Source organism: Achromobacter sp. MUI-25009338 (assembly GCF_057359325.1).
This window is the reverse complement of the sequence record NZ_CM170627.1, coordinates 638,771-661,559: the sequence shown is the minus strand read 5'-3', so window position 1 is coordinate 661,559 and position 22,789 is coordinate 638,771. Positions and strand designations below refer to the sequence as shown.

Below are 22,789 nucleotides of genomic sequence, written 5' to 3'. Positions count from 1 at the left end.
CGCGCAGCTTGTCATGATTTAGAGATTCATTGTCATTGCTTCTGTATTACAGCACACGAAGCGCGCGTAGATTAGGGAATCCCCTAGGATTACCGAGAGACCCATGACCACTTTGACGCAACGGCGGGCCGGCACCTGCACCCTGCTGCTCGTCGGCATTCTTCTGATCGCCGCCAATCTCCGCGCGCCCATCACCGGCCTGCCGCCGCTGCTGGGCGCGATCCGCAGCGACCTGGCGCTGGGCACCACGGCCGCCGGCGCGCTCACCACGCTGCCCTTGCTGGCCTTCGCCCTGCTGTCGCCGTTCAGCGCCTGGTTCGCGCGCGCCTGGGGCCTGGAGCGCGCGCTGTTCGGCGCCATGGCGGCAATCGCCGCCGGCATCGCGATCCGTTCCACGGGTTCGTACTGGTGCCTGTATCTGGGCACCTGGATCATCGGCATGGGCATCGCCGTGGGCAATGTGCTGCTGCCCAGCCTGGTGAAACGCGACTTTCCCCACAACGTCACCGCCGTCACCGGCGCGTACGCCCTGGCGATGGGCGTGGCGGCGACGCTGGGCTCGGCCGCCATGGCGCCGCTGGCACAGGCGTGGGGCTGGCATGCCGCCCTGCTGGGCTTTCTGGTGCTGCCAGCAGCCGCACTGGCCGCATGGGCGCCGCAGCTGGGCAGCCAGACGCGGCCGGCGGCCGGCGCCGCGGCAGCCCCCAAGGGCGAGCCGGTCTGGCGCAGCGCGCTCGCCTGGCAGGTCACCGGTTTCCTGGGCCTGAACTCGACCATCTATTACGTGGCGATCGGCTGGCTGCCGACGATGCTTACCGACAGCGGCATGTCCGCGACCCGGGCCGGCTTTCTGCATGGGGTGCTGCAACTGGCGACCGCCGTGCCGGGCCTGCTGCTCGGTCCCATCGTGCGCCGCATGCAGGACCAGCGCGCAGCCGCGGTGACGGTGGCGCTGTGCTCGGCTATCGCCCTGGCCGGGCTGGCGTGGGCGCCGCAGCTGGCGCTGCTGTGGTCGATCCTGTTCGGCGTGGGGACCGGCGCGGGGATGATACTGGGCCTGGCCTTCATCGGCCTGCGCACGGCGAACGCGCATCAGGCCGCCGCGCTGTCCGGCATGGCGCAATGCATCGGCTATCTGCTGGCCGCCGCCGGCCCCATGGCCATGGGCGCGCTGCACGACGCGCTCGGCGGCTGGCGCGTGCCGCTGGCCTTGTGCACGGCGCTTGCGCTGCTGGCCGCGCTGATCGGCGCCCGCGCCGGACGCGCGCGGCGCATCGGCGCGGACGCACAAGAGATCTAGAGCAACTTTCCGGCGTCGCCGCGCCGGGCCGGCGTCACGAAAGCTTGGCTTTCAGCTCGGCATACTTGCGCAGCAGGCGCCGCTTGTTGAGCGTCTTGCTCCACGCATACAGCGGCAGCAGCTGCTTGGGGCCGAATCCGTCGACCAGGTACAGCCCCTCGCGCCCGTTGGCGTTGAACCCCACGACGATATTGCGCGCGCTGACGTCGTTGAAGATCACGTGCGCGTCGATCAGGTCCATGAAGAATGTCCGCAGGCGCGCCTGCAGCTCGGGGCCGAATCCCTGCGCCGCCACCAGCTGCTTGAGCGTGGGCGCGGACTCGCCGCGCGCATCGACGATGCGCTCCACCGCCAGGCCCAGCCCGTGCGACGTCAGCACCAGCCCGGCGATGCGCGCCATCAGCGTATTGCCCTGCCTGAGCCGCTGCTGCACGGTGGTGGCGATGTACTCGACCAGTTCGGTGATGAACACGCGGTGCGCGTCTTCGCGGTGCAGCCGTTTGTGCCAGGGGCGCTTGCGGCCGGGCTCGTTGATGCGCGCGCGGTTGACGATCTTGATAAGCAGCGACTGGTCGCCAGGGTGCAGATAGACGTCGCGCTCGCTGCCCGAGGCCACCAGCGTCACCTGCGTCAGGTCCAGCACCTCGAACGCCGGACAGGACCATGCGGATGCGGGCACGGCCGGCAGCGCGGCCGGCGCCGGCATGAGCGCCGCCTGCAGATCCACGCGCGGCGTGGCCGGGGTTTCAAGCATGGCGGATGGACCAGGTTCCGGCAGCATGGATCACCCCGTGGCCCCGACGCCGACCTGGGCCAGCCAGGTCCGGTACACCTGCTCGGTGCGCTCGGCCAGCCCGGCCAGCGAGAACTTGCCTTCGACCCGCGCCATGCGGGTGCCGGCCGCGCCCATACAGGCGCGCAGATGGCTGTCGTCGATCAGCGTTTCCAGCGCCGCCCGCAATTCAGGGATGTTCCCGGAAGGCACCAGTATGCCGGTCTCGCCGTCGCGCACCATCTCGCTGACGCCGCCCACGTCCACCCCGATGACCGGCAGCCCCGCCGCCGCGGCTTCGACGTACACGGTGCCCGAAGCTTCCTTCTGCGTCGCCAGCGCGAAGATATCGCTGCCGGCCAGGATATTGGGTACGTCGTGGCGGAACCCCAGCATGTGGATGCGGTCCGCCAGCCCGATCTCTGCGATCAGCGCCTGCAGCTGCTCGAACAGCGGCGAGCCGTTGCCCACCAGCACCAGATGCACCTGCGGCCTGTCCTGCATCAAGGGGCGCAGCGCCTCGATCAGCTCGCGATGCCCCTTGGTCGCGCGCAATATCGCCACGCAACAGACCACGATCGCCTCCGGCGGCAGGTTCAGCTCTTCGCGCAGCGTCGAACGGATGCCGGCCGGCGGCAGCGTGATGGGCGAATAAATCGTCTCGACCTTGCCGGCCGGCACGCCGCGCTCGATCAGGTAATCGCGCACGTAATTGCTCACCGCGCTGACGCGGTGCGGCACCCATGTGTACGCCAGCATGGAATTGACCCGGTTGGTCAGGTGGCGGGTGCGCACGATCAGCGGCGTGCCCGCCAGGCGCGCGCCCAGCCCGGCCAGCAGCGTGTCGATGCGGCTATGGGTGTTGAGTATGTCGAAGCGGCCTTCGCGCAGGATGCGGCGCACCTTGGGCGCGCCGCGCACCAGGTTCATGAAGCCGCCCATGGGCAGCTTGTGCACCTTGATGCCCGCTTCGCTCGCCGCGGCGGCCAGCTTCGCTTCCGGCCGGCATATCAGTTCCACCCGGTGGCCCCGCTCGCGCATGGCCCGCATCTCCTTGAGGATGCGGCGCTCCTGGCCGGCAAAGCCGAGGGCCGCCTCGGAATGGATGATGCGTAGGGGACGGTCTGTCGTGGAAGGCATGAAAAATGCGCGACGCCCGTCAAGAATCGACGCAGGCGTCATCGTGGTGACTTGTTCTTGTAATTCAGTCTATGTGCAAGCGCAGGGCGGCGCAAACCGCAAAACCGCGCCGAAATGGATGCCGTTGGCTGGGAAATGGGCGCGAATTCCAGAGGATTCGCGCGGGCGTAAAGCGGCTGCCGTGAGCCGTTTTTCCTCTGAAAAAGCGGTCTGCGGAGGTCGCTGCGGGCGGTCGGTCAGCGGTCGCGCCGGACCGCCTTCGAGCGCGGGATCATTATCAAATTTGGAACTCTGTTTCCCGAATGTTGGGGTATTCAGACTCTAGTTGGTTGCCTCTCAACCACACTACGTAGCTAGAACGTGGGAATCGGCATAGATGAACATTTGCTCACCTTTTCATGCTATCGACCGGGCGCTCATTAAGCGTGCGGCTTGACACTCTGCTGAATTCACACGCCACTGCGTCTGCTGCTGCGAAGAGTCAGCAGCCGGAGTTCTATGCGACTTCCGATCCGTCATGTCCGCCCTCCTCTTCCAATGAAAGCCGAGCATTGTGAAAAAAACGCTCCCACAGGAACTCCCTAAATGTAACCGAACGCCCAACCCTCAATAAAGAGCGCACTCACTGCCATATGGCAAACACGGAGAACCGAGAATTTTTTTCACCCATCAAATTCACAAAAGAAGAAAAGCGCGTGCTAAGATTCACACATGAATCTTCCCCAAACCGACCTTGGCAAACTTCTCCAGCAAAAAGAGCGTGCTCTTGCTGCGATGGAAAGAGATGCAACCGAACTCCGTAAGCAGATTGAAGCTCTGCGACAGACCATCAAGTTGGTTTCGGAGAGTACCGGCTATGAAAAGTATCTAGCCTCCGCGCAGAGCGACCAATCCACCAATATTTCGGTTCGGGAAACTCCTCCCCAGACAACCCGGCCTGAGACCTCCGAAGCCCAGCAATACAAAACAATTACGGATGCCATTATTCGTACGTTGACCCCAGATCAGGGTAGAACCGTCGAAGAGGTTTTCAACGCGATAAAAGAGTCCTCGTCGATAGAAGTCACTAGGGACTCGGTGGCGAAGACCCTAAGCAGGCTGCGGGCAAACGGAAGAGTGAAGAAAACAGGCTTTGCCACATATTGTTTGGCATAGCCAAAAAAGGCGAAAGCCCCGCGGCAACGGGGCTTTCAGGTTCAACCAACGCCCTAACCCAGGGGCACATTTGATAGGGAGGCGGCCACTATGAGTGGTGTAGCGCTCGCCATCGCATGTATTGCGGTGGTTGCAGCGTTGCTGATAATAAAAAAGCAGCGCACTGACCGGTCTGCTATGACCGATTAGCCCGTAAAGGCTACCTTGAGGCTTGGCTGAGGTCAAGCCTCATTCTTTTCCACCCCCAAGTCAGCGGCAGAGATACAGCTTGGACCCAAACTGCGGAGTGGGATAAGTTATCACGCAGAGTGCATGCCCCCATCGATGAAGGTGAACGCTGAGCGCTTTTGGATAAGATGGGAGCCGAATTTCAACGGCTATCGGCCAGAACTCACGGAAAAAATTCCGAAATTCCGTGAATTTATGGAATTATTCAACCAACCGGTTGGCATCGAAAGAAATTGGAGCGGGTGATGGGAATCGAACCCACGCTTGAGGCTTGGGAAGCCGCCGTTCTACCATTGAACTACACCCGCCTTGGGTGTCGTGCCCCGGCGCAACACCTGGGCAGAGGCGCGATTATAGCGCGGGTTGATGCCCTTTCGGCGGGCCGTCTGGCCGGGGCCGGGAATCCCGCTTAAAACATGTCCCTAATTTAGTGCATCCGGACGACGCCGGGGTGGCGGGCCTGCCACTACAATTCGGGCTATGAACATGAACACCCCCGCGAACACCCCCGAAAACCCTCCCGCGCCGCCGGAGGCGTCCTCTTCCATGTCGTCCGAAACACAGGCCGCGCTGGCCAGCGCCGCGCGCGCGCCCAACAGCCCGGGCGCCACCCACATCCGCAGTTTCGTGCATCGCCGCGGCCATATCACGCAGGGCCAGCAGGCGGCGCTGGAGCGCCTGATGGGCCAGTGGTCCATCCCCTATGCGCCGCGCCGGCTGGACCCGGCGGCCGCGTTCGGCCGCGAGGCGCCGACGGTGCTGGAGATCGGCTTCGGGATGGGCGAGACCACCGAGAAGATCGCCCTGGCCCGCCCGGACGACAATTTCCTGGGCGTGGAGGTTTTCAACGCCGGCGTCGGCTCGCTGCTGCGCCGTATCGAAGACTCCAGCATCCAGAACCTGCGCATCATCCAGCACGACGCGGTGGAAGTGGTGCGCGACATGATCGCGCCCGATTCGCTGGCCGGCGTGCACGTGTACTTCCCCGATCCGTGGCCGAAGAAGCGGCACCACAAGCGCCGGCTGCTGCAGCCGCCGTTCGTGTCGCTGCTGGCCAGCCGCATCGCGCCGGGCGGCTACATTCACTGCGCGACGGACTGGGAAGACTACGCGGTGCAGATGCTGGAAGTGCTGAGCAACGAGCCGCTGCTTGCCAATACCGTGGACGGCTACGCGCCGCGCCCCGATTACCGCCCCCTGACCAAATTCGAGACGCGCGGCCTGCGGCTGGGCCATGGCGTCTGGGACCTGATCTTCAAGCGAGTCGCCTGATGCTTTATCCGCCGATCGAACCCTACCGCCAAGGCACGCTGGACACCGGCGACGGCCACCAGATCTATTGGGAGCTTTGCGGCAATCCGCAGGGCAAGCCCGCCGTGTTCCTGCACGGCGGCCCCGGCAGCGGCTGCTCGCCCGTGCACCGCCAGCTGTTCGACCCGCAGCGCTACAACGTGCTGCTGTTCGACCAGCGCGGCTGCGGCCGTTCGCAGCCGCACGCAAGCCTGGAGAACAACACCACCTGGCATCTGGTCTCGGACATCGAGCGCCTGCGCACCGAGGTGATGGGCGCGGACAAGTGGCTGGTGTTCGGCGGGTCCTGGGGTTCGACGCTGGCGCTGGCCTATGCCGAGACGCACGTGCCGCACGTCAGCGAGCTGGTGCTGCGCGGGATCTTCGGGCTGCGCCGCGCCGAGATCCAATGGTTCTACCAGGAAGGCGCGTCGTGGCTGTTTCCCGACCGCTGGGAGGAATACCTGGCGCCGATTCCGGAGAGCGAGCGCGGCGACCTGGTGGCGGCCTATCACAAGCGCCTGACGGGCGACGATCCGGCCGAGCAGCTGCGCGCCGCGAAGGCCTGGAGCAAGTGGGAGGACAGCACCATCACGCTGCTGCCCAGCCCGCGCCACCAGCAAAGCCATGCCGCCGACCGCGCGGCGCTGGCCTTCGCGCGCATCGAGAACCACTATTTCGTGAACGGCGGCTTCATGGAAGAAGGCCAGCTGATCCGCGACGCCCACAAGCTGCGCGGCATCCCCGGCACCATCGTCCAGGGCCGCTACGACGTCTGCACGCCCGCCCGCACCGCCTGGGACCTGCACCGCGCCTGGCCCGAGGCGGAATTCCACCTGGTCCCGGACGCGGGCCACGCCTTCGATGAACCCGGCACGCTGGCGCGCCTGCTCGCCGCCACCGACGCCTACGCGCGATAGCCAACTGAAGGAGACCTGCATGCACATCACCCTGAACGGAGACGCCCGCGAGTTCCCGCTGGACACCACCGTGATCGAATTGCTCGAGACCCTGGGCTACGCCGGCAAGCGCGTGGCGGTCGAGCGCAACGGCGAGATCGTGCCCAAGAGCCAGCACGCGCAGACCGCGCTGTCCGACGGCGACCAGATCGAGATCGTGGTGGCCGTGGGCGGCGGCTGAAGCGCCGCCGTCCCCTCCCGCCTGTGACAAGGCAATGACAAGGGCCGCGCAACTGCGGCCCTTGTCATGTCTACGCCTGCCGCCGGACCCGGTTTAGGTCCGCGCCGACGCATTCCGTGCAAAGTGGCGGGCATTCTTGCGTAGTCTGGCAAGAGGCTAGCAACCTGTTACACGTTAACCCCTCTCCCATCCCGGATCTGCGAGTGATAATCGTCCCTGGCATTTTGTTTTCTCAACGCAACACACATAAAGGAAACACTATGGGTCTGCTCAATTTCATCAAGGACGTCGGGGAAAAGCTTTTCGGCGCCAGCGAGGCCAAGGCCGCAACGGCGGACGAATTGAAGAAAGAGCTCGATAAACACGGGCTGAACGCCGATGGCCTGCAGATCTCGGTCGATGGCGACAAGGTCACCGTGGCGGGCGAGGCCCTGAGCACGGAAGAGGCCGAGAAAATCGCGCTGGCCCTGGGCAACACCGTAGGCGTCGCGCAGGTGGACAACCAGTTGAAGGTGCAGCAGGCCACGCCCGAAGCCAAGATGTACACGGTGCAGAAGGGCGACAACCTGTGGAAGATCGCGGAAGCGCAATACGGCAAGGGCCAGGGCGCCAAGAACACGCTGATCTTCGAGGCCAACAAGCCGATGCTGACCAGCCCCGACAAGATCTATCCGGGCCAGGTGCTGCGCATCCCGCCGCTGGCTTGAGGTAAACGGAAAAGGAACAAGCCGGAAGGCACCCATGCGCTTTCCGGCTTGCATCGCGGCAGCGCCCCCTGCTGGCCGCGATTACTTGGCCAGATGCAATGTCTGGCCATTTTTTTGGTGTTGGACGGCGTGGCGGGGATTACTGGAACAGTCGGGGATCGTAGGATGGGTGCAGCGCGAGAGTTCTTGAGCAAGAACTCAAGTATCCAGCGCGCGTAACCCATCAGGCGGCGCCAGCCGCCGGGTTTCTTGGCAAGAGGCCAACAACAGCATGCGACGAAAAGCGGCGGCTGGCGCCGCCTGATGGGTTACGCGCGTTCGCCAACGTTCTTTTTGCCAAGAATTTCTCGCGCTGCACCCCATCCTACTTCATGCCGAAGCGGCCCAGCCCCTTCATGCCGCCCATGGCGCGCATCATCTTGGCCATGCCGCCCTTCTTCATCTGCTTCATCATGCCCTGCATCTGGTCGAACTGCGCCAGCAGGCGGTTGACTTCCTGCACCGGCACGCCGGAGCCGGCGGCGATGCGGCGCTTGCGCGAGGCCTTGATGAGCTCGGGCTTGGCGCGTTCGGCCGGAGTCATGGCATTGAGGATGCCTTCGGTGCGGCGCAGCTGCTTTTCAGCCTGGCCGCCCTGCAGCTGGCCGGCGGCCTGCTGGAACTGCGCCGGCAGCTTTTCCAGAAGCGAACCCATGTCGCCCAGCTTCTTGACCTGGCCGAGCTGATCGCGGAAGTCGTTCAGGTCGAACTTGTTGCCCGACTTGATCTTGGCGGCCAGCTTCTGCGCTTCGGCGATGTCGATGTTCTTCTGGGCCTGCTCGACCAGCGACACGATGTCGCCCATGCCCAGCACGCGCTGCGCCATGCGCTCGGGGTGGAAGGGCTCCAGGCCGTCCAGCTTTTCCGAGACGCCGACGAACTTCAGCGGCTTGCCCGTGACGTGGCGCACCGACAGGGCGGCGCCGCCGCGGGCGTCGCCGTCGAGCTTGGTCAGCACCACGCCGGTCAGCGGCAGCGCCTCGGCGAAGGCGCGCGCGGTGTTGACCGCGTCCTGGCCCTGCATGGCGTCCACCACGAACAGCGTTTCCACCGGCTTGACCAGGTCATGCAGCGCGCGGATTTCGCGCATCATGGCCTCGTCGATGCCCAGGCGGCCGGCCGTGTCCAGGATCAGCACGTCGTAGTGATGACGGCGCGCGTGGTCGACCGCGTTGCGGGCGATGTCCTCGGGCTTCTGGCTGGGATCGGACGGCAGGAAGTCCACGCCCACCTGCGCCGCCACGCTCTTCAACTGGTCGATAGCCGCCGGACGGTAGACGTCGGCGGACACCACCAGCACTTTCTTCTTGCCGGTCTTGCGGCCATGCTGGGTGTGCTGGCCTTCGGTGAGCCAGCGCGCCAGCTTGCCGGTGGTGGTGGTCTTGCCCGCGCCCTGCAGGCCGGCCATCAGGATGACCGCGGGCGGCTGGACCGCCAGGGACAGCTCGCCGGAGTCCGCGCCCAGGTCGCCGCCCATCAGGGCGGTCAGCTCCTTGTGGACCACGCCCACCAGGGCCTGGCCGGGGCTGAGGCTGCCGGCGACTTCTTCGCCCAGCGCCTTTTCCTTGACCCGCGCGACGAACTCGCGCACGACGGGCAGCGCCACGTCGGCCTCCAGCAGCGCCATGCGCACTTCGCGCAGCATTTCCTGGGTGTTGGCCTCTGTCAGGCGGGCTTCGCCGCGCAGCGTCTTGACGACGCGCGACAGGCGTTGAGTTAGGTTATCGAGCATGAGAGGCGTTTCCGCTTAAACTAGTCGATTGAACGGTGGCTTGCGGGCGCCAATTGCGCGCCTTCGGGCGGCATGCAAGGTAGCATGCTTAGGCTCCCGAATTCCGTAGCCCCATCCAGACAACGGTTTCTATGTCACTAGGCATTGTATTTCACACGGCGGCTGCCCTGGCGTACGCGGTGCTCGGGGTGTCGCTCTGGGCCCGCCTGGCCGGCGCCGGCGGCGTCGAGCAGACGGGCAAGGTCGCCCGTCTGTGCCTGCTGGGAGCCCTGGTCCTCCACGGAATCGGGCTGCAACAATCGATGCTGGGCGCCCAGCACCTGTTCATCGGCTGGGCGCTGGCGCTGTCGGCCGCCATCTGGCTGGGCATGGTGGTGTTCTGGCTGGAAAGCCTGCTGGTGCGCATAGACGGGCTGCAATTGCTGCTGCTGCCGGCCGCGACGCTGGCCAGCGGCCTGGCCGCCGCCTTCCCCCAGGGGCAGTTCGTGCCCCATGCCGACGACGCCTGGCTACGCGTGCATCTGCTGATTGCGCTGGCGGCCTACGGCCTGATCACCATCGCCGCCCTGCACGCCATGATGATGGCGCTGCTGGACCGCCACCTGCACCGTCCGCTGGACGCGCCGGCCGAGCGCAGCATCGTGGGCCGGGTGCTGGACTCCCAGCCGCCGCTGCTGGTGCAGGAGCAGCTTCTTTTCCGCATCATCTGGATCGGTTTCGTGGTGCTGACCCTGGCCGTGGGCACGGGTTCGGTGGCCTCCATGAAGCTGACCGGACAGATCCTGCCGTTCGACCACAAGACCGTCTTCACGCTGCTGTCGTGGGTGACCTTCGGCGTGCTGCTGGCGGGCCGCCACGTCTGGGGCTGGCGCGGCCGCGTCGCGCTGCGCTGGACGCTGACGGGTTTTGGTTTCCTGATTCTGGCCTACACCGGCAGCCGGTTCGTGCTGGAAATGATTTTGCACCGAGGTTGACGTGGGCAAGCTGCTGTTCTGGATTTTTCTGGTCATCGTGGTGCTGTTCGTCGCCCGCATCGCCGGCCGCATGGCGGCGGCCAGGCAGTCAGGCGCGCAGGGCCGCGCGGCCGGCGCAAGGCCGCAACCCAAGTCTGTGGAGTCCATGGTGCGCTGCGCCCATTGCGGCATCCATCTGCCGCGTTCCGAGGCCCTGCTGCAGAACGGGCAGACCTGGTGCAACGCCGAACACGCGAGGCTGGGCGCGCGCCGGCATTGAGGAAGGCATAATGCATGTTGATTCCCTCGACATGCTTTGTTCCCATGGCCTTGCTTCTGGATCGTCATGGCTGGCTGGCGCCGGCCCCCGGTGTTTCGCTTTCGCCCTCGCCCAACCGCGACGCGCGGCCGGCGGGCGCCCAGGTTTCGCTGCTGGTGCTGCACAACATCAGCCTGCCTCCCGGGCGCTTCGGCGGACCTGAAGTCGCGGGGCTGTTCCTGAATACGCTGGACTACGGTTCGCATCCCTGGCTGGAACGCCTGCGCGGGCTGCGCGTGTCGGCGCACTTCTTCATCCGCCGCGACGGCCGCATCGTGCAGTTCGTCTCCACCGACGAACGCGCCTGGCACGCCGGCGTGTCGCGCCACGCCGGACGCGAGCGCTGCAACGATTTTTCCATCGGCATCGAGCTGGAAGGCACCGACACCCTGCCCTATGCCGACGAGCAGTACCTGGCCCTGCGCAAGCTCATGCCCGCGCTGCGCGCGCGCCATCCGCTGGCCGCGGTGCGGGGCCACGAACACATCGCCCCCGGGCGCAAGACGGACCCGGGGCCTGCTTTCAACTGGACGCGCTTCGGGCGCGACAGCGGTTTTGCGCGGCGGCAGTTGCCGCCCGTCTGACACCCAAAGGACTGGTTATGTTGAAGATCTGGGGACGCCTGAGTTCCGTCAACGTTCAGAAAGTCATGCTGGCGGTGCGCGAGCTGGCGCTGCCGCATACGTTCACGCAGGCCGGCGGCAAGTTCGGCGTGGTCGGCACGCCGGAATTCGCCGAGCTCAATCCCAACCGCACCGTGCCGGTGATCGACGACGGCGGCTTCGTGCTGTGGGAGTCCAACGCCATCGTGCGCTATCTGGCTTCCCGCTACGGCGTGGGCTCGCTGTGGCCGGAAGACGCGTGCCTGCGCGCCGACGCCGACCGCTGGATGGACTGGCAGACCACCGAATGGCAGGCCGCGATGGGCCCGGCCTTCCTGGGCCTGATCCGCACGCCCGAGGCGCAGCGCGACCGCGCCGCCATCGACAAATCGATGCAGCGCTCGAACGAGCGCGCGCTGATCCTGGACCGCGCGCTGCGCGGCCGCGAATTCATCGTCGGCCGCCACCTGACGATGGGCGACGTCGCGCTGGTGTGCTCCGCGCACCGCTGGCTGGCGCTGCCGGCCGAGCGCCCGGACACGCCGGCGCTGTCGGCCTGGTACCGCCGCGTCATGATGCGCCCGGCCCCCCAGGGCGTGCTGACGCTGCCGCTGGAATAGGCCGCAACAGGCCAGGCGCCCGTTATTCGACCCAGGGCGTCTGCGCCCAGATCTGCCGCAGGCGCGCGTCGTCGCCCTTGAGCCGCTCCTGCCATTGCGGCCCGTCCAGGTAGTCCATTTCGGTGAACTGCTGCTTCATCTGGGCCTGGAACGCCGGATCGGCGGCGACCTTGCCCAGCGCCTTGCGCAGTTTGTCGGACACCTCTGCCGGCAGCCCCTTGGGCGCGACGATGCCGCGCTCCGAGGCGAACACCAGATCCACGCCCTGCTCCTTGAAGGTGGGCACGTCCGGCCCCAGCGCCGAGCGCTTTTCGCTGGCCTGCGCCAGCACCCGCATGTTCTTGCCGTGGTAGGGCATGACTTCGCCCAGGTTCAGTCCGCCGATGACGGTATGGCCGCCCAGCACGGCGCTGCGCAGCGGTCCGGCGCCGTTGTAGGGCACGTGGTTCAGCCGGGTTCCCGTGGCCGCCTGGAACAGCACCAGGGCCAGATGGTCGTCCGTGCCCACGCCGGTGGAGCCATAGCTGATGGAGCCCGGCTTTTCCCGGGCCGCCGCGATCAGCGCGTCCAGCGTCTGGTACGGGCTGTCGCTGGCCACGCTGAAGGCGCTGGGGTCGCGCACCAGATTGGCCAGATAGGTGAAGTCGTCGCCGCCAAAGCCCGGCTTGCGCTCGATCGGCAGCGACACCAGCCCGGGCATGTTGGTCATGGCCAGCGTGTACCCGTCGGGCTTGGCCCGCGCCACGTAGGCCAGCGCGATGGCGCTGGAGGCGCCCGGCTTGTTCTGCACCACCACGGTGGCGCCCAGCTCCTTTTCGAGGAAGACGGCCAGCGCGCGGGCCGTCAGGTCCGTGCCGCCGCCGGGCGCGAACCCGACGACGAGTTCGATCGGCCGGTCGGGCCAGGCCCAGGCGGGCACGGCGGCGCACAGGCCGGCGATGGAAAGCGCTGCGCGCGCGACGATCTTGCGTGAAAAGAACATGCTGTCTCCTGGTTGTTATCGGTAGTCGGTGGTCAGGGCCGGGCGGCCAGGATCTTTCCCGGGTTCATCACCCCCTGCGGGTCCAGCGCGGACTTGATCCGGCGCATCAGGGCCAGCTCGACCTCGCTCTTGTAGCGTTGCAGGTCGTGCACGCGCAGCTGGCCTATGCCCTGTTCGGCGCTGATGGAGCCGCCCGCCGCATGCACCCGGTCATGCACCAGCGCCTGGATGTCCGCGTGCCGCGCGCCCGCGGGCGGCAGCAGGTTGTAGTGAAGATTGCCGTCGCCCAGATGGCCGAATACGCGCATGGCCACACCGGGAAACGCCCGGGCCAGGGCCCGGTCGGTGGACTGCACGAAGGCCGGAATACGCGAGGCCGGCAGCGAAATATCGTGCTTTACGCAGGCGTCGGCCCGGGCCAGCGCCAGCGTGATGCTTTCGCGCAGATGCCAGAAGGCGGCGCTTTGCGCGCCGGACACCGCGACCGCCGCGTCCACAGCCTCGCCGGCCTCCAGCGCGGCCGACAGCACGGCTTCCAGCCGCGCCTGCGCCTGCGCCGGCTCCAGGTTGTCGGAAAGCTCCAGCAGCGCGCACCAGCGGCCGTCGGCCAGGTCCGCGAACGGCATGCGCTGTTGCGGAAAGGCGCGCGTCACGTCGCGCAGGCAGGCGGCCGACATCACCTCGAAGGCGGTCAGCCCCGCGCCCAGGCTGGTGCGCGCACGCTGCAGCAGCTGCAGCGCCTGGGGCAGGCCGTCCAGCGCGACCAGCGCCGTGCCCTGCGCGCGCGGCAGCGGATAGAGCTTGAGCACCGCGGCGGTGATGACGCCCAACGTGCCTTCGCTGCCGATGTAGAGATCGCGCAGGTCGTAGCCGGTGTTGTCCTTGCGCAGGCCGCGCAGGCCGTCCCAGATCTCGCCTTGCGGCGTCACGACCTCCAGGCCCAGCGCGAGCTCGCGCGCGTTGCCGTAGCGCAGCACCTGCGTGCCGCCGGCGTTGGTGGCGAGGTTGCCGCCGATGGTACAGCTGCCTTGCGCCCCCAGCGACAGCGGAAACAGCCGGCCGGCGCCGCGGGCCGCCTCCTGCACCGCCTGCAGCACGCAGCCCGCTTCGACGGTGATGGTGTCGTTGTCCAGGTCCAGCGCGCGCACGCGGTTCATGCGCAGCAGCGACAGGACCACGGCCGTTCCGCTCGCATCCGGCGTGGCGGCCGCCACCTGCCCGGTGTTGCCGCCTTGCGGCACCAGCGCCACGCCGGCGGCGGCGCACAGGCGCACGCACTGCGCCACTTCATCCCGGCTGGCCGGGCGCAGCACGGCCAGGGCGCGGCCGGTGACGTTCCTGCGCCAGTCGGTCAGATAGGGCCCGGCATCGGCGCCCGTCAGCACGTGGGCCTCGCCCAGGCAGGCGGCCAGCGCCGCCAGCAGCGCGGACGGCGTCATGCCCGCATCTCCGCGGCGGCCACCGGCGTGAGCAGCTTGCCGGTCTCGATAAAGGTCGTGACGTTGTCCAGGACCAGCTGGGCCATGGCGGCGCGGGTCTCGCGCGTCGCGCTGCCGACGTGCGGCATCAGCGCAACCTGGTCCATGCCGGCGAACTCGGCCGCCGGGGTGGGCTCCTGTTCCAGCACGTCCAGGCCGGCCCCGCCCAGTTCGCCCGCGCGCAGCGCGGCCAGCAGCGCGGCCTGATCCACGACGCTGCCGCGCGCGATGTTGACCAGGATGCCCTGCGGCCCCAGCGCGCGGATGACCTTGGCGTCGACAAGGTGCCGCGTGTGCGCGCCGCCCACGCAAGCCACCACCAGGAAATCGGCCCACGCCGCCAGTTCCGCCAGCGACGGCTCATAGCCGTACGGCGCCTGCGGCCGCGGGCTGCGGTTGTGGTAGCGCACCTCCATGTCGAATCCCGCCGCGCGCCGGGCGACGGCCAAGCCGATGCGGCCCAGCCCCAGGATGCCCAGGCGCTTGCCCGAGACCCTGGTGGTTTCCGGAAACCGGCCCAGCGCCCGCCACTGGCCGCTCTTGACGTAGCGATCGCCCGCGGCCGTGCGGCGCGCCGCCGACAGCAGCAGCGCCCACGCCAGGTCCGCCACGCAGTCGTCCAGCACGTCGGGCGTGACGCTCACGCCGATGCCGCGCGCGGCGGCGGCGCGCAGGTCCAGCGTGTCGTGGCCCACGCCCCAGCTGCACACGGCCCGCAGCGCGGGCAAGGCGTCGAACATGGCCTGGGTGAAACCGTGGCGCACCGAGGTCACCGCCACCGGCAGGTCCTGCAGTTCGGCGCCGAACGCGGCCAGGCCCCGCGGCTCGCGCCAGGCCGGCAGGACCCGGTGCCGGGCCGCCAGCCGCCGGTCGAAATCCTCGCCCAGCGAGGCCACCTGCACCACGTCGTAGCGGGCAGTCACGCCGGGCCTCCCGCGCTGGCCGGAATGTAGTTGGCGGCCGCGGCGGCCTGGGCGAACGACAGGCCGTCGCGTATGCCCTGCTCCACGCGCCCGTCGACGGCCAGCGCCTCTTCGGCCGCGGCCAGCACCTCCTGCAGGCGCGCGCGCGGCACCACCACCAGGCCGGTGTCGTCGCCGACCACCAGATCGCCCTCGGCCACGGGCACGCCGCCTATGGTCACCGGCTCGCCCATGGCCTGCAGCTTCAGCCGCGTCTTGCCGGTCAGCGGCGTGACGTGGCGGCTGGCCAGCCACAGGCCGGTGGCGGCGATTTCATCGACATCGCGGCAGGCCCCGTCGATGACGACGGCCGTGGCCGCGCGCCGCGACGCCGCCATCGAGGCGATGCCGCCGAAGGTGGAAATGCAGGTTCCGCCCGCATCCACCATCAATACCCGTCCCGGGCCGGTGGCGGCGACCAGGCGCCCCACCGCGAAGTCGGCGCGGTCGAAATCGCCCAGCCCGCCCCAGACGTGGCGCGCGGTGACGGCAAAGCCGGCCATGCGGCCCTGTCCGCCGCGGCGCGGGATGCCCTGCACCACGCCGGCGATGCCCAGCGTGTCCATGGCGTCGGACCAGGTGCTGGTTGCGATGGCGGCGCAGCGCGCCAGCAATGCTTGCTCTTGATTGCTCATGTCTTGCGTTCTCCGTCGGTGTGGCCGGTCAGTCGATGCGCGCGCCCGAGAGCTTCACGCCTTCGGCCCAGCGCTGCGCCTCGTCGTTGATGAAGGCCTGGAACTGCTGCGGAGAACTGTTGTTGACGTCGCCGCCCATGTCCTGCAGCTTGCGGGTCATTTCGGGCGTGGCCACGATCCTGGAGACGTCCCGGTAGATCTTCTCGCGCAGGTCGGCGGGCATGCTGGACGGCGCGAACAGCCCGAACCACGTCGCAGCCTCGAAGTTCTTCATGCCGGCCTCGGCCATGGTGGGCACCTGTCCGATGGCCTCGACCCGGCGCGGATGGGCCAGCGCGATCGCCTTGAGCTTGCCCGACTGGATGTGCGGCAAGGCGGCCGACAGGGTGACGAACGCCATCTGCACCTGGCCGCCGATCAGGTCGGTCAGCATGGGCGCGTCGCCGCGGTACGGCACGTGGACCAGCTTCAGGCCGGCCTTGGCCTTGAACAGTTCGCCGGTCAGGTGCTGTGGCGTGCCGTTGCCGGTGGAGGCCATGCTCAGGCCCTGCGGCGAGGCCTTGGCGTAGGCGATAAGTTCGGCCAGGCTATTGACGGGCAAGGACGGCGCGGTCACCAGCACCAGCGGTATGGTGGAGGTGAGCGTCAGCGGCGCGAAGTCCTTCAGCGGGTCGTAGTTGAGCTTTTTGTACAGGCTGGCGCTGATGGTGTGCGCGGCCGTGGTCATGTACAGGGTGTAGCCGTCGCCGGGCGAACGCGCCACGGCCTCGGCCGCCACGGTCGTGCCCGCGCCGGGACGGTTGTTGACGATGACCTGCTGGCCCCAGGCGGCAGGCAGTTTTTCCGCGATCAGGCGCGCGATGACGTCGGTCGCGCCTCCCGGCGGATACGGCACGACCAGTGTCACCGGCTTGTCGGGATAGCCGGCCGCCTGTGCCGCGCTCGCGGCCAGGACCATGCCGAGGGCAAGAAATGCCCTGGCGATGCAGTTGCGCTTGCTCATGTCTTGTCTCCTGTGGGTCGGGTCTTACTGCCTGCTCTGCAACCAGCCGCCCCGGCGCTCTGCGGCGCCGTCGGCGGCCTGCTTCAGTCTGTGCTGCGCGCCTGGCCTGCCTCCTGCGCTTCGCGCCAGGCCAGCAGCCGCGCCACGCCTTCGGCCATGCCGACCTCGGGCTGCCAGCCGATGTGCCGGCCCGCGAGATCGTGGGGAATGTGGAACGCGCCGCCCGATGTCAGGCGCACGGTGCCCGGCGGGTCCGGCTTGATTTCGGGCTGCAGGTCGCTCTTGCAGTAGTCGAGCACCAGCCGCACCAGTTCCCCGGTCGTGATGGGCGCGGGGCCGGACACGTTCACCGCCACGTCGGTCGCCTCGCTGCAAAACGCCGCGACGTTGGCGCGCGCCACGTCCGACACGTGCACGAAGTGCTTGGTCTCGGTACCGTCGCCCGGCAGCACCGGGCGCTCGCCCTTGCGCACCCGGTCATAGGTTTCCATGATGTACAGCGAATTGGCCGCGCGGTAGTGCTGGCGCTCGCCGTACACGGTGGAGTAGCGCAGCACCACATAGTCCAGGCCGGACTTCTGGTAGTACTGGCGGCACAGCTGCTCGCCCATGATCTTGGAGGCGCCGTACAGGATCGCCGCCGGCGGCGCGCCCACCGAATGGAACGGCCCGTTCTCCGCCAGCGCGCCGGCGATGCCGCTGCCGTAGCCGTAGACGGCGTTGGACGAGGCGAACACGATCTTCTTCACCTTGTTGACCCGGCAGGCTTCCAGCATGTTCTGCGCGCCGCGCACGTTCACGTCCACCGCCTGCCACGGCGTCTGCGCGAAGCCCAGCGTCATGTAGGCCGCCAGGTGCAGCACGCCGTCCACGCCCTCGGTCGCCGCCAGCAGGTCGGGCAGGCGCATCAGGTCGCCGCGCACCACTTTCACGCGCGGGTCGTCCTGCAGATGGGCGATGGCCTCGGGCGTGCCGAAGGCGAAGTTGTCCAGCAGGATCACTTCGCGCACGCCGGCGGCCAGCAGCGCATCGGCGGTGTGCGAGCCCACCAGGCTGGCGGCGCCGGCGATCAGGATGCGGGAGTCGGCCAGCGACAGCGCCGCGCTTTTCTTTTCAGTCGTCATATTGTTCACAGTCCCAAGGGTTTTTCGTGCATGCCCCAATACAGGCTCTTGACCTGGCTGTAGAGCCGCAGGCCGTGCAGGCCTTTCTCGCGTCCGATGCCGCTGGCCTTGAAGCCGCCGAACGGCGTGGCGATATGCGATTGCTTGTAGGTGTTGATCCAGATGGAGCCGGCCTCGATCTCGCGCGCCACGCGCCATGCGCGGGCGTAGTCGCCGGTCCACATGCCGGCGGCCAGGCCGAAGGCGGTGTCGTTGGCCTGGCGGATCACGTCTTCCTCGTCGTCGAAGGCAAGCGCCACCAGCACCGGGCCGAAGATCTCTTCCTGGCACACGCGGGCCTGGTTGCCCAGGCCGTCGATCACGGTGGGCAGGTAGAACCAGCCCTTGGCCAGCTCGGGCTGCGTGGGCGCGGCGCCGCCGACCAGCACTCGGCCGCCCTCGGCGCGGCCGATGTCCACATACGAGGCGACCTTGTCGCGATGGGCGCGCGACACCAGCGGTCCCATCTGCGTGGCGGGATCGTCAGGCAGGCCCACGCGCACCTGCGCGGCGCGCTCCACCAGCGCGTCCATGAAGCGCTTGTAGATGGACTTCTGCACGAACAGGCGCGAACCCGCCACGCAGCTCTGGCCGGCCGAGCCGAAGATGCCGGAGATCACGCCGGCCACGGCGCGGTCCAGGTCGGCGTCCTCGAACACGATATGCGGGGACTTGCCGCCCAGCTCCAGCCCCACCGGAATCAGGCGCTGCCCGGCGATGCCGCCGATGGCGCGTCCGGTCTCGGTGCCGCCGGTGAAGGACACCATGCGCACGCCCGGGTGCCTGACCAGCGCCGCGCCCACGTCCTCGCCATGGCCGGGCAGCACCGTCAGCAGGCCTTCGGGCAGGCCGGCCTCGCCGCAGATCCGGGCCAGTTCCAGCGCCAGCTGCGGCGTTTCCTCGGAGGGCTTGAGCAAGACGGCGTTGCCGGCGGCCAGCGCCGGCGCGGCTTTCTGGGCCTCGTTCATGATGGGCGAGTTCCACGGCGTGATGGCCGCGATCACGCCGAACGGCTCGGCCAGCGCCATCGAAAAGTATTCGCCGCGCGGCGAGGTCATTTCGTTCTGCCAGGTCTCGCACACCGCCGCGTAATAGCGGAAATGCCCGGCCGCGCTATCGACCATGTTCAGGCATTCCTTCCACGGCTTGCCGCTGTCCTGCATCTGCAGCCGCGCCAGCGGCTCGCGCTCGGCCGCGAGACGGCGTCCGATCTCGTACAGCGTGGCGGCGCGTTGGTCCGGGCGCAGCTTGCGCCACGGCTGGCGGTGAAAGGCCTCCCACGCGATCGCCACGGCGGCGTCCACGTCCTGCGGCAAGGCGCGGGCGACCGTGCCGGCGATGCTGCCGTCGGCCGGGTTGATGGAGGTGATGACGGCGTCGCCGTCTTGGCTGTGGCGCCAGTTGGCGCCCAGCCGGAATGGCTTGTGGCTCGATGCGTCCATAACGTCTCTGGGTCGGGATGACTGCGGTAGACGTCATGATCGGCCGCAAGATTATTAGACACAAATAGATATTTATCTAATATTCTTAGTCCATGGCTATCAATATCAAGTATCGGCCGCTAAAGGCCTTTCTGCTGGCCGTCGACAGCGGTTCGTTCACCCATGCGGCCAACCAGCTGGGCGTCACCCAGCCGTCGTTCACGGCCCTGATCCAGGACCTGGAAGACGTGCTGGGGCTGCGGCTGTTCGAGCGCACCACGCGCGCCATCAGCCTGACCTCGGCCGGGCGGGATTTCCATTCGCGGGTGCAGCGTCCCATCGCCGACCTGGAAGAGGCCTACCGCAGTCTTGCCGACCTGGCCGCGGTGCGCCGCGGCAACGTGGCCCTGGGCGCCCTGCCGTCGGCGGCGCTGAGCCTGCTGCCGGCGGCCGTGGGCGAGCTGCGGCGCGCGCATCCCGCGCTGAAGGTGCGGGTGGTGGAGGCGCACAACGACGAGCTGCTCGCCATGCTGCGCACCAACCAGATCGAATTCGCGGTGGCCGCGCAGACCGAATCGGCGCCGGACCTGGCCTTCACGCCGCTGGGGCAGGATTGCTTCTGCGCGGTCTATCCCGCCGGGCATCCGCTGGGCGCGGACAGGAAAGTGCTGCACTGGCGCGACGTGCTGCGCTATGACCTGATCCTGCTGTCGCAGGGTTCGCATGCGCGCCAGCAGTTCGACCGCGCGGTGCGCGACGAAACCGGCGCGCCCGCCACCGCGCTGCGCTACGACGTCACCCATATGGGCACCGCCGCCGGCATGGTGCGCCAGGGCCTGGGCGTGAGCGTGCTGCCGCGCCTGGCGCTGCCGGAACTGAACCTGGCCGGCCTGGGCTGCACGCCGCTGGGCGACGCGTCGGCGCGGCGCGACATCGGGCTGCTGCACCGGCGCGACCGCACGCTGTCGCCGGCCGCGCAAGCCCTGGCCGCCCAGCTGAAGAAAGCCATGGCCGAGATCCAGCCGCGGCTGCTTTCCGTGCCCGCCGCCTGAAGCCGCCGGGGATCAGGCGCGCTCTACCTTCCACCCCAGTTCGGCGGAAATCTCCGCCGCCGCGCCCTGCACCACGGCGACCATTTCCCGCATGCGCTCCAGCGACATGTACGGCACCGTGCTGGACACGCTGATGGCGGCCACGATGCCGCTGGACGCGTCACGCACCGGCGCGGCCACGCAGCGGATCGACGGCTCGTTGTCCTCGAGGTCGAACGCGTAGCCGTGGGCCGCGTACTCGCGCATGCGGTCGCGGAAAGCCTCCCAGGTCTGGCGCCCGCCGGGCGCGCGCGAGGACACCGGCGCGCCCACCCGGTACAGCGCCTTCCATTGCGGCTCCTCCGCGTCCAGCAGCAGCGCCTTGCCCACGCCGGTGGCCGCCAGCGGCATGCGATGCCCCACGCGCGAACGCATTTCCAGCCCCTTCTTGCCGGGGATCTTCTCCAGGTACAGCACCTCGTCGTTGTCGCGCACGGCCAGGTGGATGGTGTCGCCCGTCAGGGCCGCCAACTCGTCCAGGTAGGGCCGCGCCAGCGTCGCCATCGGAAAGGCCTCGCGCGCCTGGAAGCCCAGCTCGATCAGCTTGGGGCCCAGCACGTAGCCCACGCCGGGCAGGGACCGCAGATAGCGTTCCTGCACCAGGCAGCTGGCCAGCCGGTGCGTGGTGCTGCGCGCCACCCCGATGCGGGCGCAGATGTCTTTCAGATCGCGCGCGCCGGCCGCCACCGCCTGCACCACGGCCAGGCCGCGCATCAGTGTCTGCGTGCCGGCGGGCGCGACGGCGTCGGGGTCCAGGGCGGGAGCGGGGTCGGGCGAGAACGTGGCGGTCATGACAACTCGGAACAGGGCGGCCGGAAAGAGCCGGAAAACACGGTGACAAGCATACCCGGCGCATCCATGCCGGGAAGCGCGGAATAGCCTCAAATTCCCTATATATGGGATTTCATTCTATATTTTGAGATTTTTCAAGCGCTGATCTAGAATTTTTTCCATCGCCCGCGCGCCTGCGGCGGGCCCGCACAACCAGGTCCGCGCACGCCTGCCGCCACGACGGCCAGGGCCGCGGCCAGAGCCGAGACCGATTTCTGATGACTACCGGATTGCCCGCCCGCGCGGCGCTCATCGCGCTGGACTGGGGCACCTCCTCGCTGCGCGCCTACCGGCTGGACGCCGCCGGCCGCACGCTCGATACCCGCCACCTGCCCTGGGGCATCATGCGCCTGCCGCAGCCGCTGCAGGACGGCGCGGCCACCGCCACGCTTTCCGGCTTCGAGCTGGCCTTCGAACAGGCCTGCGGCGACTGGCTGCGGGCCGAGCCCGCGCTGCCGGTGATCGCCTGCGGCATGGTCGGCAGCGCCCAGGGCTGGCGCGAAGCCGCCTACCTGAACGTGCCGCTCGACCTCGCGCGCATCGGCACACAGCTCACCGTGGTCGAACGCGGCGGCGCCACGCCCGTGCACATCGTGCCGGGCCTGATCCAGCGCCAGGGCCTGCCCAACGTGATGCGCGGCGAAGAGACCCAGGTGTTCGGCGTGCTGTTCGACCCGGCGCGCGCCCACGACAACATGCTGATCGGCCTGCCCGGCACCCATTCCAAGTGGGTCGGCGCGCAGCGCGGCCGCGTCACGCACTTCCACACCTTCATGACCGGCGAGATCTACGCCGCGCTGCGCGGCCACACCATCCTGGGCCGCACCATGGCCGACTCCGCCGGCGCCGACATGGCCGCGTTCGAACGCGGCCTGCAGGTCGCCGGCTCGCCCGCCGGCCGCGCCGGCGTGCTGTCCACCGTGTTCAGCACCCGCGCGCTGGGCCTGACCGGCCAGCTGGCGCCGACCTCGCAGGCCGATTACCTCTCGGGCCTGCTCATCGGCCACGAAGTCGCCGCGCTGGCGCAGCTGCTGCGCCAGCAGGGCGAACTGCCCCGCATCGTGCTTTGCGGCGAGCCGGCGCTTTGCGGCCGCTACATACAGGCCCTGCAGCACTACGGCCTGGGCACGCCCGAGGTGGCGCAGGACGCCACCGAACGCGGCCTGTGGCACCTGGCCGTCAGCGCCGGCCTGATCGACTCCTGTGCAACGGCCCATTCCTAGGAA

Annotated in this window: 23 protein-coding genes and 1 tRNA gene; 12 read left to right on the top strand and 12 right to left on the bottom strand. The window is 68.2% G+C overall.

Annotated elements, in window-relative coordinates; translation table 11 throughout:
* The first annotated feature begins 103 nt into the window (after window positions 1–103).
* Window positions 104–1,300, top strand: a complete 1,197-nt coding sequence (locus AC1IQ6_RS03150) for an MFS transporter (RefSeq protein WP_485865818.1) — start codon at window positions 104–106, stop codon at window positions 1,298–1,300.
* A gap of 34 nt (window positions 1,301–1,334) precedes the next feature.
* Here AC1IQ6_RS03150 and AC1IQ6_RS03145 read toward each other — a convergent pair whose 3' ends face one another.
* Together AC1IQ6_RS03145 and AC1IQ6_RS03140 are read right to left on the bottom strand one after the other, a co-directional pair.
* Window positions 1,335–2,054, bottom strand: coding sequence for a YrbL family protein (locus AC1IQ6_RS03145; RefSeq protein WP_485865817.1), 720 nt, complete (start codon window positions 2,052–2,054; stop codon window positions 1,335–1,337).
* A gap of 30 nt (window positions 2,055–2,084) precedes the next feature.
* Window positions 2,085–3,212, bottom strand: coding sequence for a glycosyltransferase family 4 protein (locus tag AC1IQ6_RS03140; RefSeq protein WP_479730956.1), 1,128 nt, complete (start codon window positions 3,210–3,212; stop codon window positions 2,085–2,087).
* 711 nt (window positions 3,213–3,923) lie between these two features.
* Here AC1IQ6_RS03140 and AC1IQ6_RS03135 point away from each other — a divergent pair.
* A complete protein-coding gene (locus AC1IQ6_RS03135; protein ID WP_485865816.1) occupies window positions 3,924–4,367 on the top strand; it encodes a hypothetical protein in 444 nt (147 codons plus the stop codon).
* 462 nt (window positions 4,368–4,829) lie between these two features.
* On the opposite strand, the gene AC1IQ6_RS03130 is transcribed toward AC1IQ6_RS03135, so the two are convergent.
* Window positions 4,830–4,903 (bottom strand) — tRNA-Gly (locus AC1IQ6_RS03130).
* Between the two features lie 172 nt (window positions 4,904–5,075).
* On the opposite strand from AC1IQ6_RS03130, the gene trmB reads away from it, so the two are divergent.
* From trmB to lysM, 4 genes are all read left to right on the top strand, one after another.
* Complete coding sequence (gene trmB, locus AC1IQ6_RS03125) at window positions 5,076–5,867, top strand: tRNA (guanosine(46)-N7)-methyltransferase TrmB (RefSeq protein ID WP_485865815.1); 792 nt, start codon at window positions 5,076–5,078, stop codon at window positions 5,865–5,867.
* On the top strand, window positions 5,867–6,805 hold the full coding sequence (gene pip, locus AC1IQ6_RS03120) for a prolyl aminopeptidase (RefSeq protein WP_102773449.1): 939 nt from the start codon (window positions 5,867–5,869) through the stop codon (window positions 6,803–6,805). Before trmB ends, pip begins: the two co-directional genes overlap by 1 nt.
* Window positions 6,806–6,824: 19 nt before the next feature.
* Window positions 6,825–7,025: a sulfur carrier protein ThiS gene (gene thiS / locus AC1IQ6_RS03115; protein WP_102773448.1), complete on the top strand. Its 201-nt coding sequence runs from the start codon at window positions 6,825–6,827 to the stop codon at window positions 7,023–7,025.
* 260 nt (window positions 7,026–7,285) lie between these two features.
* Complete coding sequence (gene lysM / locus AC1IQ6_RS03110) at window positions 7,286–7,732, top strand: peptidoglycan-binding protein LysM (RefSeq protein ID WP_102773447.1); 447 nt, start codon at window positions 7,286–7,288, stop codon at window positions 7,730–7,732.
* A gap of 364 nt (window positions 7,733–8,096) precedes the next feature.
* On the opposite strand, the gene ffh is transcribed toward lysM, so the two are convergent.
* Window positions 8,097–9,503: a signal recognition particle protein gene (gene ffh, locus AC1IQ6_RS03105; RefSeq protein ID WP_102773446.1), complete on the bottom strand. Its 1,407-nt coding sequence runs from the start codon at window positions 9,501–9,503 to the stop codon at window positions 8,097–8,099.
* A 131-nt stretch (window positions 9,504–9,634) separates the two neighbouring features.
* On the opposite strand from ffh, the gene AC1IQ6_RS03100 reads away from it, so the two are divergent.
* The 4 genes from AC1IQ6_RS03100 to AC1IQ6_RS03085 are packed head-to-tail and all read left to right on the top strand — an operon-like array spanning window position 9,635 to window position 11,997.
* Entirely contained in the window at window positions 9,635–10,477 is an 843-nt protein-coding gene (locus AC1IQ6_RS03100) for a cytochrome C assembly family protein (RefSeq protein WP_102773445.1), read from the top strand.
* Between the two features lies 1 nt (window position 10,478).
* A complete protein-coding gene (locus AC1IQ6_RS03095; protein ID WP_111825931.1) occupies window positions 10,479–10,736 on the top strand; it encodes a PP0621 family protein in 258 nt (85 codons plus the stop codon).
* Window positions 10,737–10,780: 44 nt separating this feature from the next.
* Complete coding sequence (ampD, locus tag AC1IQ6_RS03090; protein ID WP_485865814.1) at window positions 10,781–11,359, top strand: 1,6-anhydro-N-acetylmuramyl-L-alanine amidase AmpD; 579 nt, start codon at window positions 10,781–10,783, stop codon at window positions 11,357–11,359.
* Window positions 11,360–11,376: 17 nt separating this feature from the next.
* A complete protein-coding gene (locus tag AC1IQ6_RS03085) occupies window positions 11,377–11,997 on the top strand; it encodes a glutathione S-transferase family protein (RefSeq protein WP_102773443.1) in 621 nt (206 codons plus the stop codon).
* A gap of 22 nt (window positions 11,998–12,019) precedes the next feature.
* Here the strand turns inward: AC1IQ6_RS03085 and AC1IQ6_RS03080 are convergent, their stop codons facing one another.
* The 7 genes from AC1IQ6_RS03080 to AC1IQ6_RS03050 form a co-directional block, all read right to left on the bottom strand.
* A complete protein-coding gene (locus AC1IQ6_RS03080) occupies window positions 12,020–12,979 on the bottom strand; it encodes a tripartite tricarboxylate transporter substrate binding protein (protein ID WP_479730953.1) in 960 nt (319 codons plus the stop codon).
* 32 nt (window positions 12,980–13,011) lie between these two features.
* Window positions 13,012–14,418 (bottom strand): FAD-binding oxidoreductase, encoded by a 1,407-nt coding sequence (locus tag AC1IQ6_RS03075; protein ID WP_485865813.1) that lies wholly within the window; start codon window positions 14,416–14,418, stop codon window positions 13,012–13,014.
* On the bottom strand, window positions 14,415–15,380 hold the full coding sequence (locus AC1IQ6_RS03070) for a 2-hydroxyacid dehydrogenase (RefSeq protein WP_485865812.1): 966 nt from the start codon (window positions 15,378–15,380) through the stop codon (window positions 14,415–14,417). The genes AC1IQ6_RS03075 and AC1IQ6_RS03070 overlap by 4 nt, the downstream gene beginning before the upstream one ends.
* Window positions 15,377–16,054 carry an RraA family protein gene (locus tag AC1IQ6_RS03065; RefSeq protein WP_485865811.1) on the bottom strand — a complete coding sequence of 226 codons (678 nt, stop codon included), beginning with the start codon at window positions 16,052–16,054 and terminating at the stop codon, window positions 15,377–15,379. Before AC1IQ6_RS03065 ends, AC1IQ6_RS03070 begins: the two co-directional genes overlap by 4 nt.
* 28 nt (window positions 16,055–16,082) lie before the next feature.
* A complete protein-coding gene (locus AC1IQ6_RS03060; protein ID WP_485865810.1) occupies window positions 16,083–17,057 on the bottom strand; it encodes a tripartite tricarboxylate transporter substrate binding protein in 975 nt (324 codons plus the stop codon).
* A gap of 83 nt (window positions 17,058–17,140) precedes the next feature.
* Window positions 17,141–18,181 (bottom strand): NAD-dependent epimerase/dehydratase family protein, encoded by a 1,041-nt coding sequence (locus AC1IQ6_RS03055; RefSeq protein WP_479730950.1) that lies wholly within the window; start codon window positions 18,179–18,181, stop codon window positions 17,141–17,143.
* A gap of 5 nt (window positions 18,182–18,186) precedes the next feature.
* On the bottom strand, window positions 18,187–19,662 hold the full coding sequence (locus tag AC1IQ6_RS03050; protein WP_102773437.1) for an aldehyde dehydrogenase: 1,476 nt from the start codon (window positions 19,660–19,662) through the stop codon (window positions 18,187–18,189).
* A 92-nt stretch (window positions 19,663–19,754) separates the two neighbouring features.
* Here AC1IQ6_RS03050 and AC1IQ6_RS03045 point away from each other — a divergent pair, with 92 nt between their 5' ends.
* Window positions 19,755–20,693, top strand: coding sequence for a LysR family transcriptional regulator (locus AC1IQ6_RS03045; RefSeq protein ID WP_102773436.1), 939 nt, complete (start codon window positions 19,755–19,757; stop codon window positions 20,691–20,693).
* Window positions 20,694–20,705: 12 nt separating this feature from the next.
* On the opposite strand, the gene AC1IQ6_RS03040 is transcribed toward AC1IQ6_RS03045, so the two are convergent.
* Window positions 20,706–21,524, bottom strand: a complete 819-nt coding sequence (locus AC1IQ6_RS03040) for an IclR family transcriptional regulator (protein ID WP_102773435.1) — start codon at window positions 21,522–21,524, stop codon at window positions 20,706–20,708.
* Window positions 21,525–21,781: 257 nt separating this feature from the next.
* On the opposite strand from AC1IQ6_RS03040, the gene AC1IQ6_RS03035 reads away from it, so the two are divergent.
* Window positions 21,782–22,786, top strand: coding sequence for a 2-dehydro-3-deoxygalactonokinase (locus AC1IQ6_RS03035; RefSeq protein WP_485865809.1), 1,005 nt, complete (start codon window positions 21,782–21,784; stop codon window positions 22,784–22,786).
* The last annotated feature ends 3 nt before the right edge of the window (window positions 22,787–22,789 follow it).

Coding starts and splice junctions, on each gene's coding strand:
- AC1IQ6_RS03060 (WP_485865810.1), bottom strand. CDS start 17,057: ATGAGCAAGCGCAACTGCATCGCCAGGGCATTTCTTGCCCTCGGCATG.
- lysM (WP_102773447.1), top strand. CDS start 7,286: ATGGGTCTGCTCAATTTCATCAAGGACGTCGGGGAAAAGCTTTTCGGC.
- AC1IQ6_RS03145 (WP_485865817.1), bottom strand. CDS start 2,054: ATGCTTGAAACCCCGGCCACGCCGCGCGTGGATCTGCAGGCGGCGCTC.
- AC1IQ6_RS03080 (WP_479730953.1), bottom strand. CDS start 12,979: ATGTTCTTTTCACGCAAGATCGTCGCGCGCGCAGCGCTTTCCATCGCC.
- AC1IQ6_RS03045 (WP_102773436.1), top strand. CDS start 19,755: ATGGCTATCAATATCAAGTATCGGCCGCTAAAGGCCTTTCTGCTGGCC.
- pip (WP_102773449.1), top strand. CDS start 5,867: ATGCTTTATCCGCCGATCGAACCCTACCGCCAAGGCACGCTGGACACC.
- AC1IQ6_RS03085 (WP_102773443.1), top strand. CDS start 11,377: ATGTTGAAGATCTGGGGACGCCTGAGTTCCGTCAACGTTCAGAAAGTC.
- AC1IQ6_RS03035 (WP_485865809.1), top strand. CDS start 21,782: ATGACTACCGGATTGCCCGCCCGCGCGGCGCTCATCGCGCTGGACTGG.
- thiS (WP_102773448.1), top strand. CDS start 6,825: ATGCACATCACCCTGAACGGAGACGCCCGCGAGTTCCCGCTGGACACC.
- AC1IQ6_RS03055 (WP_479730950.1), bottom strand. CDS start 18,181: ATGACGACTGAAAAGAAAAGCGCGGCGCTGTCGCTGGCCGACTCCCGC.
- AC1IQ6_RS03135 (WP_485865816.1), top strand. CDS start 3,924: ATGAATCTTCCCCAAACCGACCTTGGCAAACTTCTCCAGCAAAAAGAG.
- AC1IQ6_RS03150 (WP_485865818.1), top strand. CDS start 104: ATGACCACTTTGACGCAACGGCGGGCCGGCACCTGCACCCTGCTGCTC.
- AC1IQ6_RS03075 (WP_485865813.1), bottom strand. CDS start 14,418: ATGACGCCGTCCGCGCTGCTGGCGGCGCTGGCCGCCTGCCTGGGCGAG.
- AC1IQ6_RS03065 (WP_485865811.1), bottom strand. CDS start 16,054: ATGAGCAATCAAGAGCAAGCATTGCTGGCGCGCTGCGCCGCCATCGCA.
- AC1IQ6_RS03140 (WP_479730956.1), bottom strand. CDS start 3,212: ATGCCTTCCACGACAGACCGTCCCCTACGCATCATCCATTCCGAGGCG.
- AC1IQ6_RS03050 (WP_102773437.1), bottom strand. CDS start 19,662: ATGGACGCATCGAGCCACAAGCCATTCCGGCTGGGCGCCAACTGGCGC.
- ampD (WP_485865814.1), top strand. CDS start 10,781: ATGGCCTTGCTTCTGGATCGTCATGGCTGGCTGGCGCCGGCCCCCGGT.
- AC1IQ6_RS03100 (WP_102773445.1), top strand. CDS start 9,635: ATGTCACTAGGCATTGTATTTCACACGGCGGCTGCCCTGGCGTACGCG.
- AC1IQ6_RS03040 (WP_102773435.1), bottom strand. CDS start 21,524: ATGACCGCCACGTTCTCGCCCGACCCCGCTCCCGCCCTGGACCCCGAC.
- trmB (WP_485865815.1), top strand. CDS start 5,076: ATGAACATGAACACCCCCGCGAACACCCCCGAAAACCCTCCCGCGCCG.
- ffh (WP_102773446.1), bottom strand. CDS start 9,503: ATGCTCGATAACCTAACTCAACGCCTGTCGCGCGTCGTCAAGACGCTG.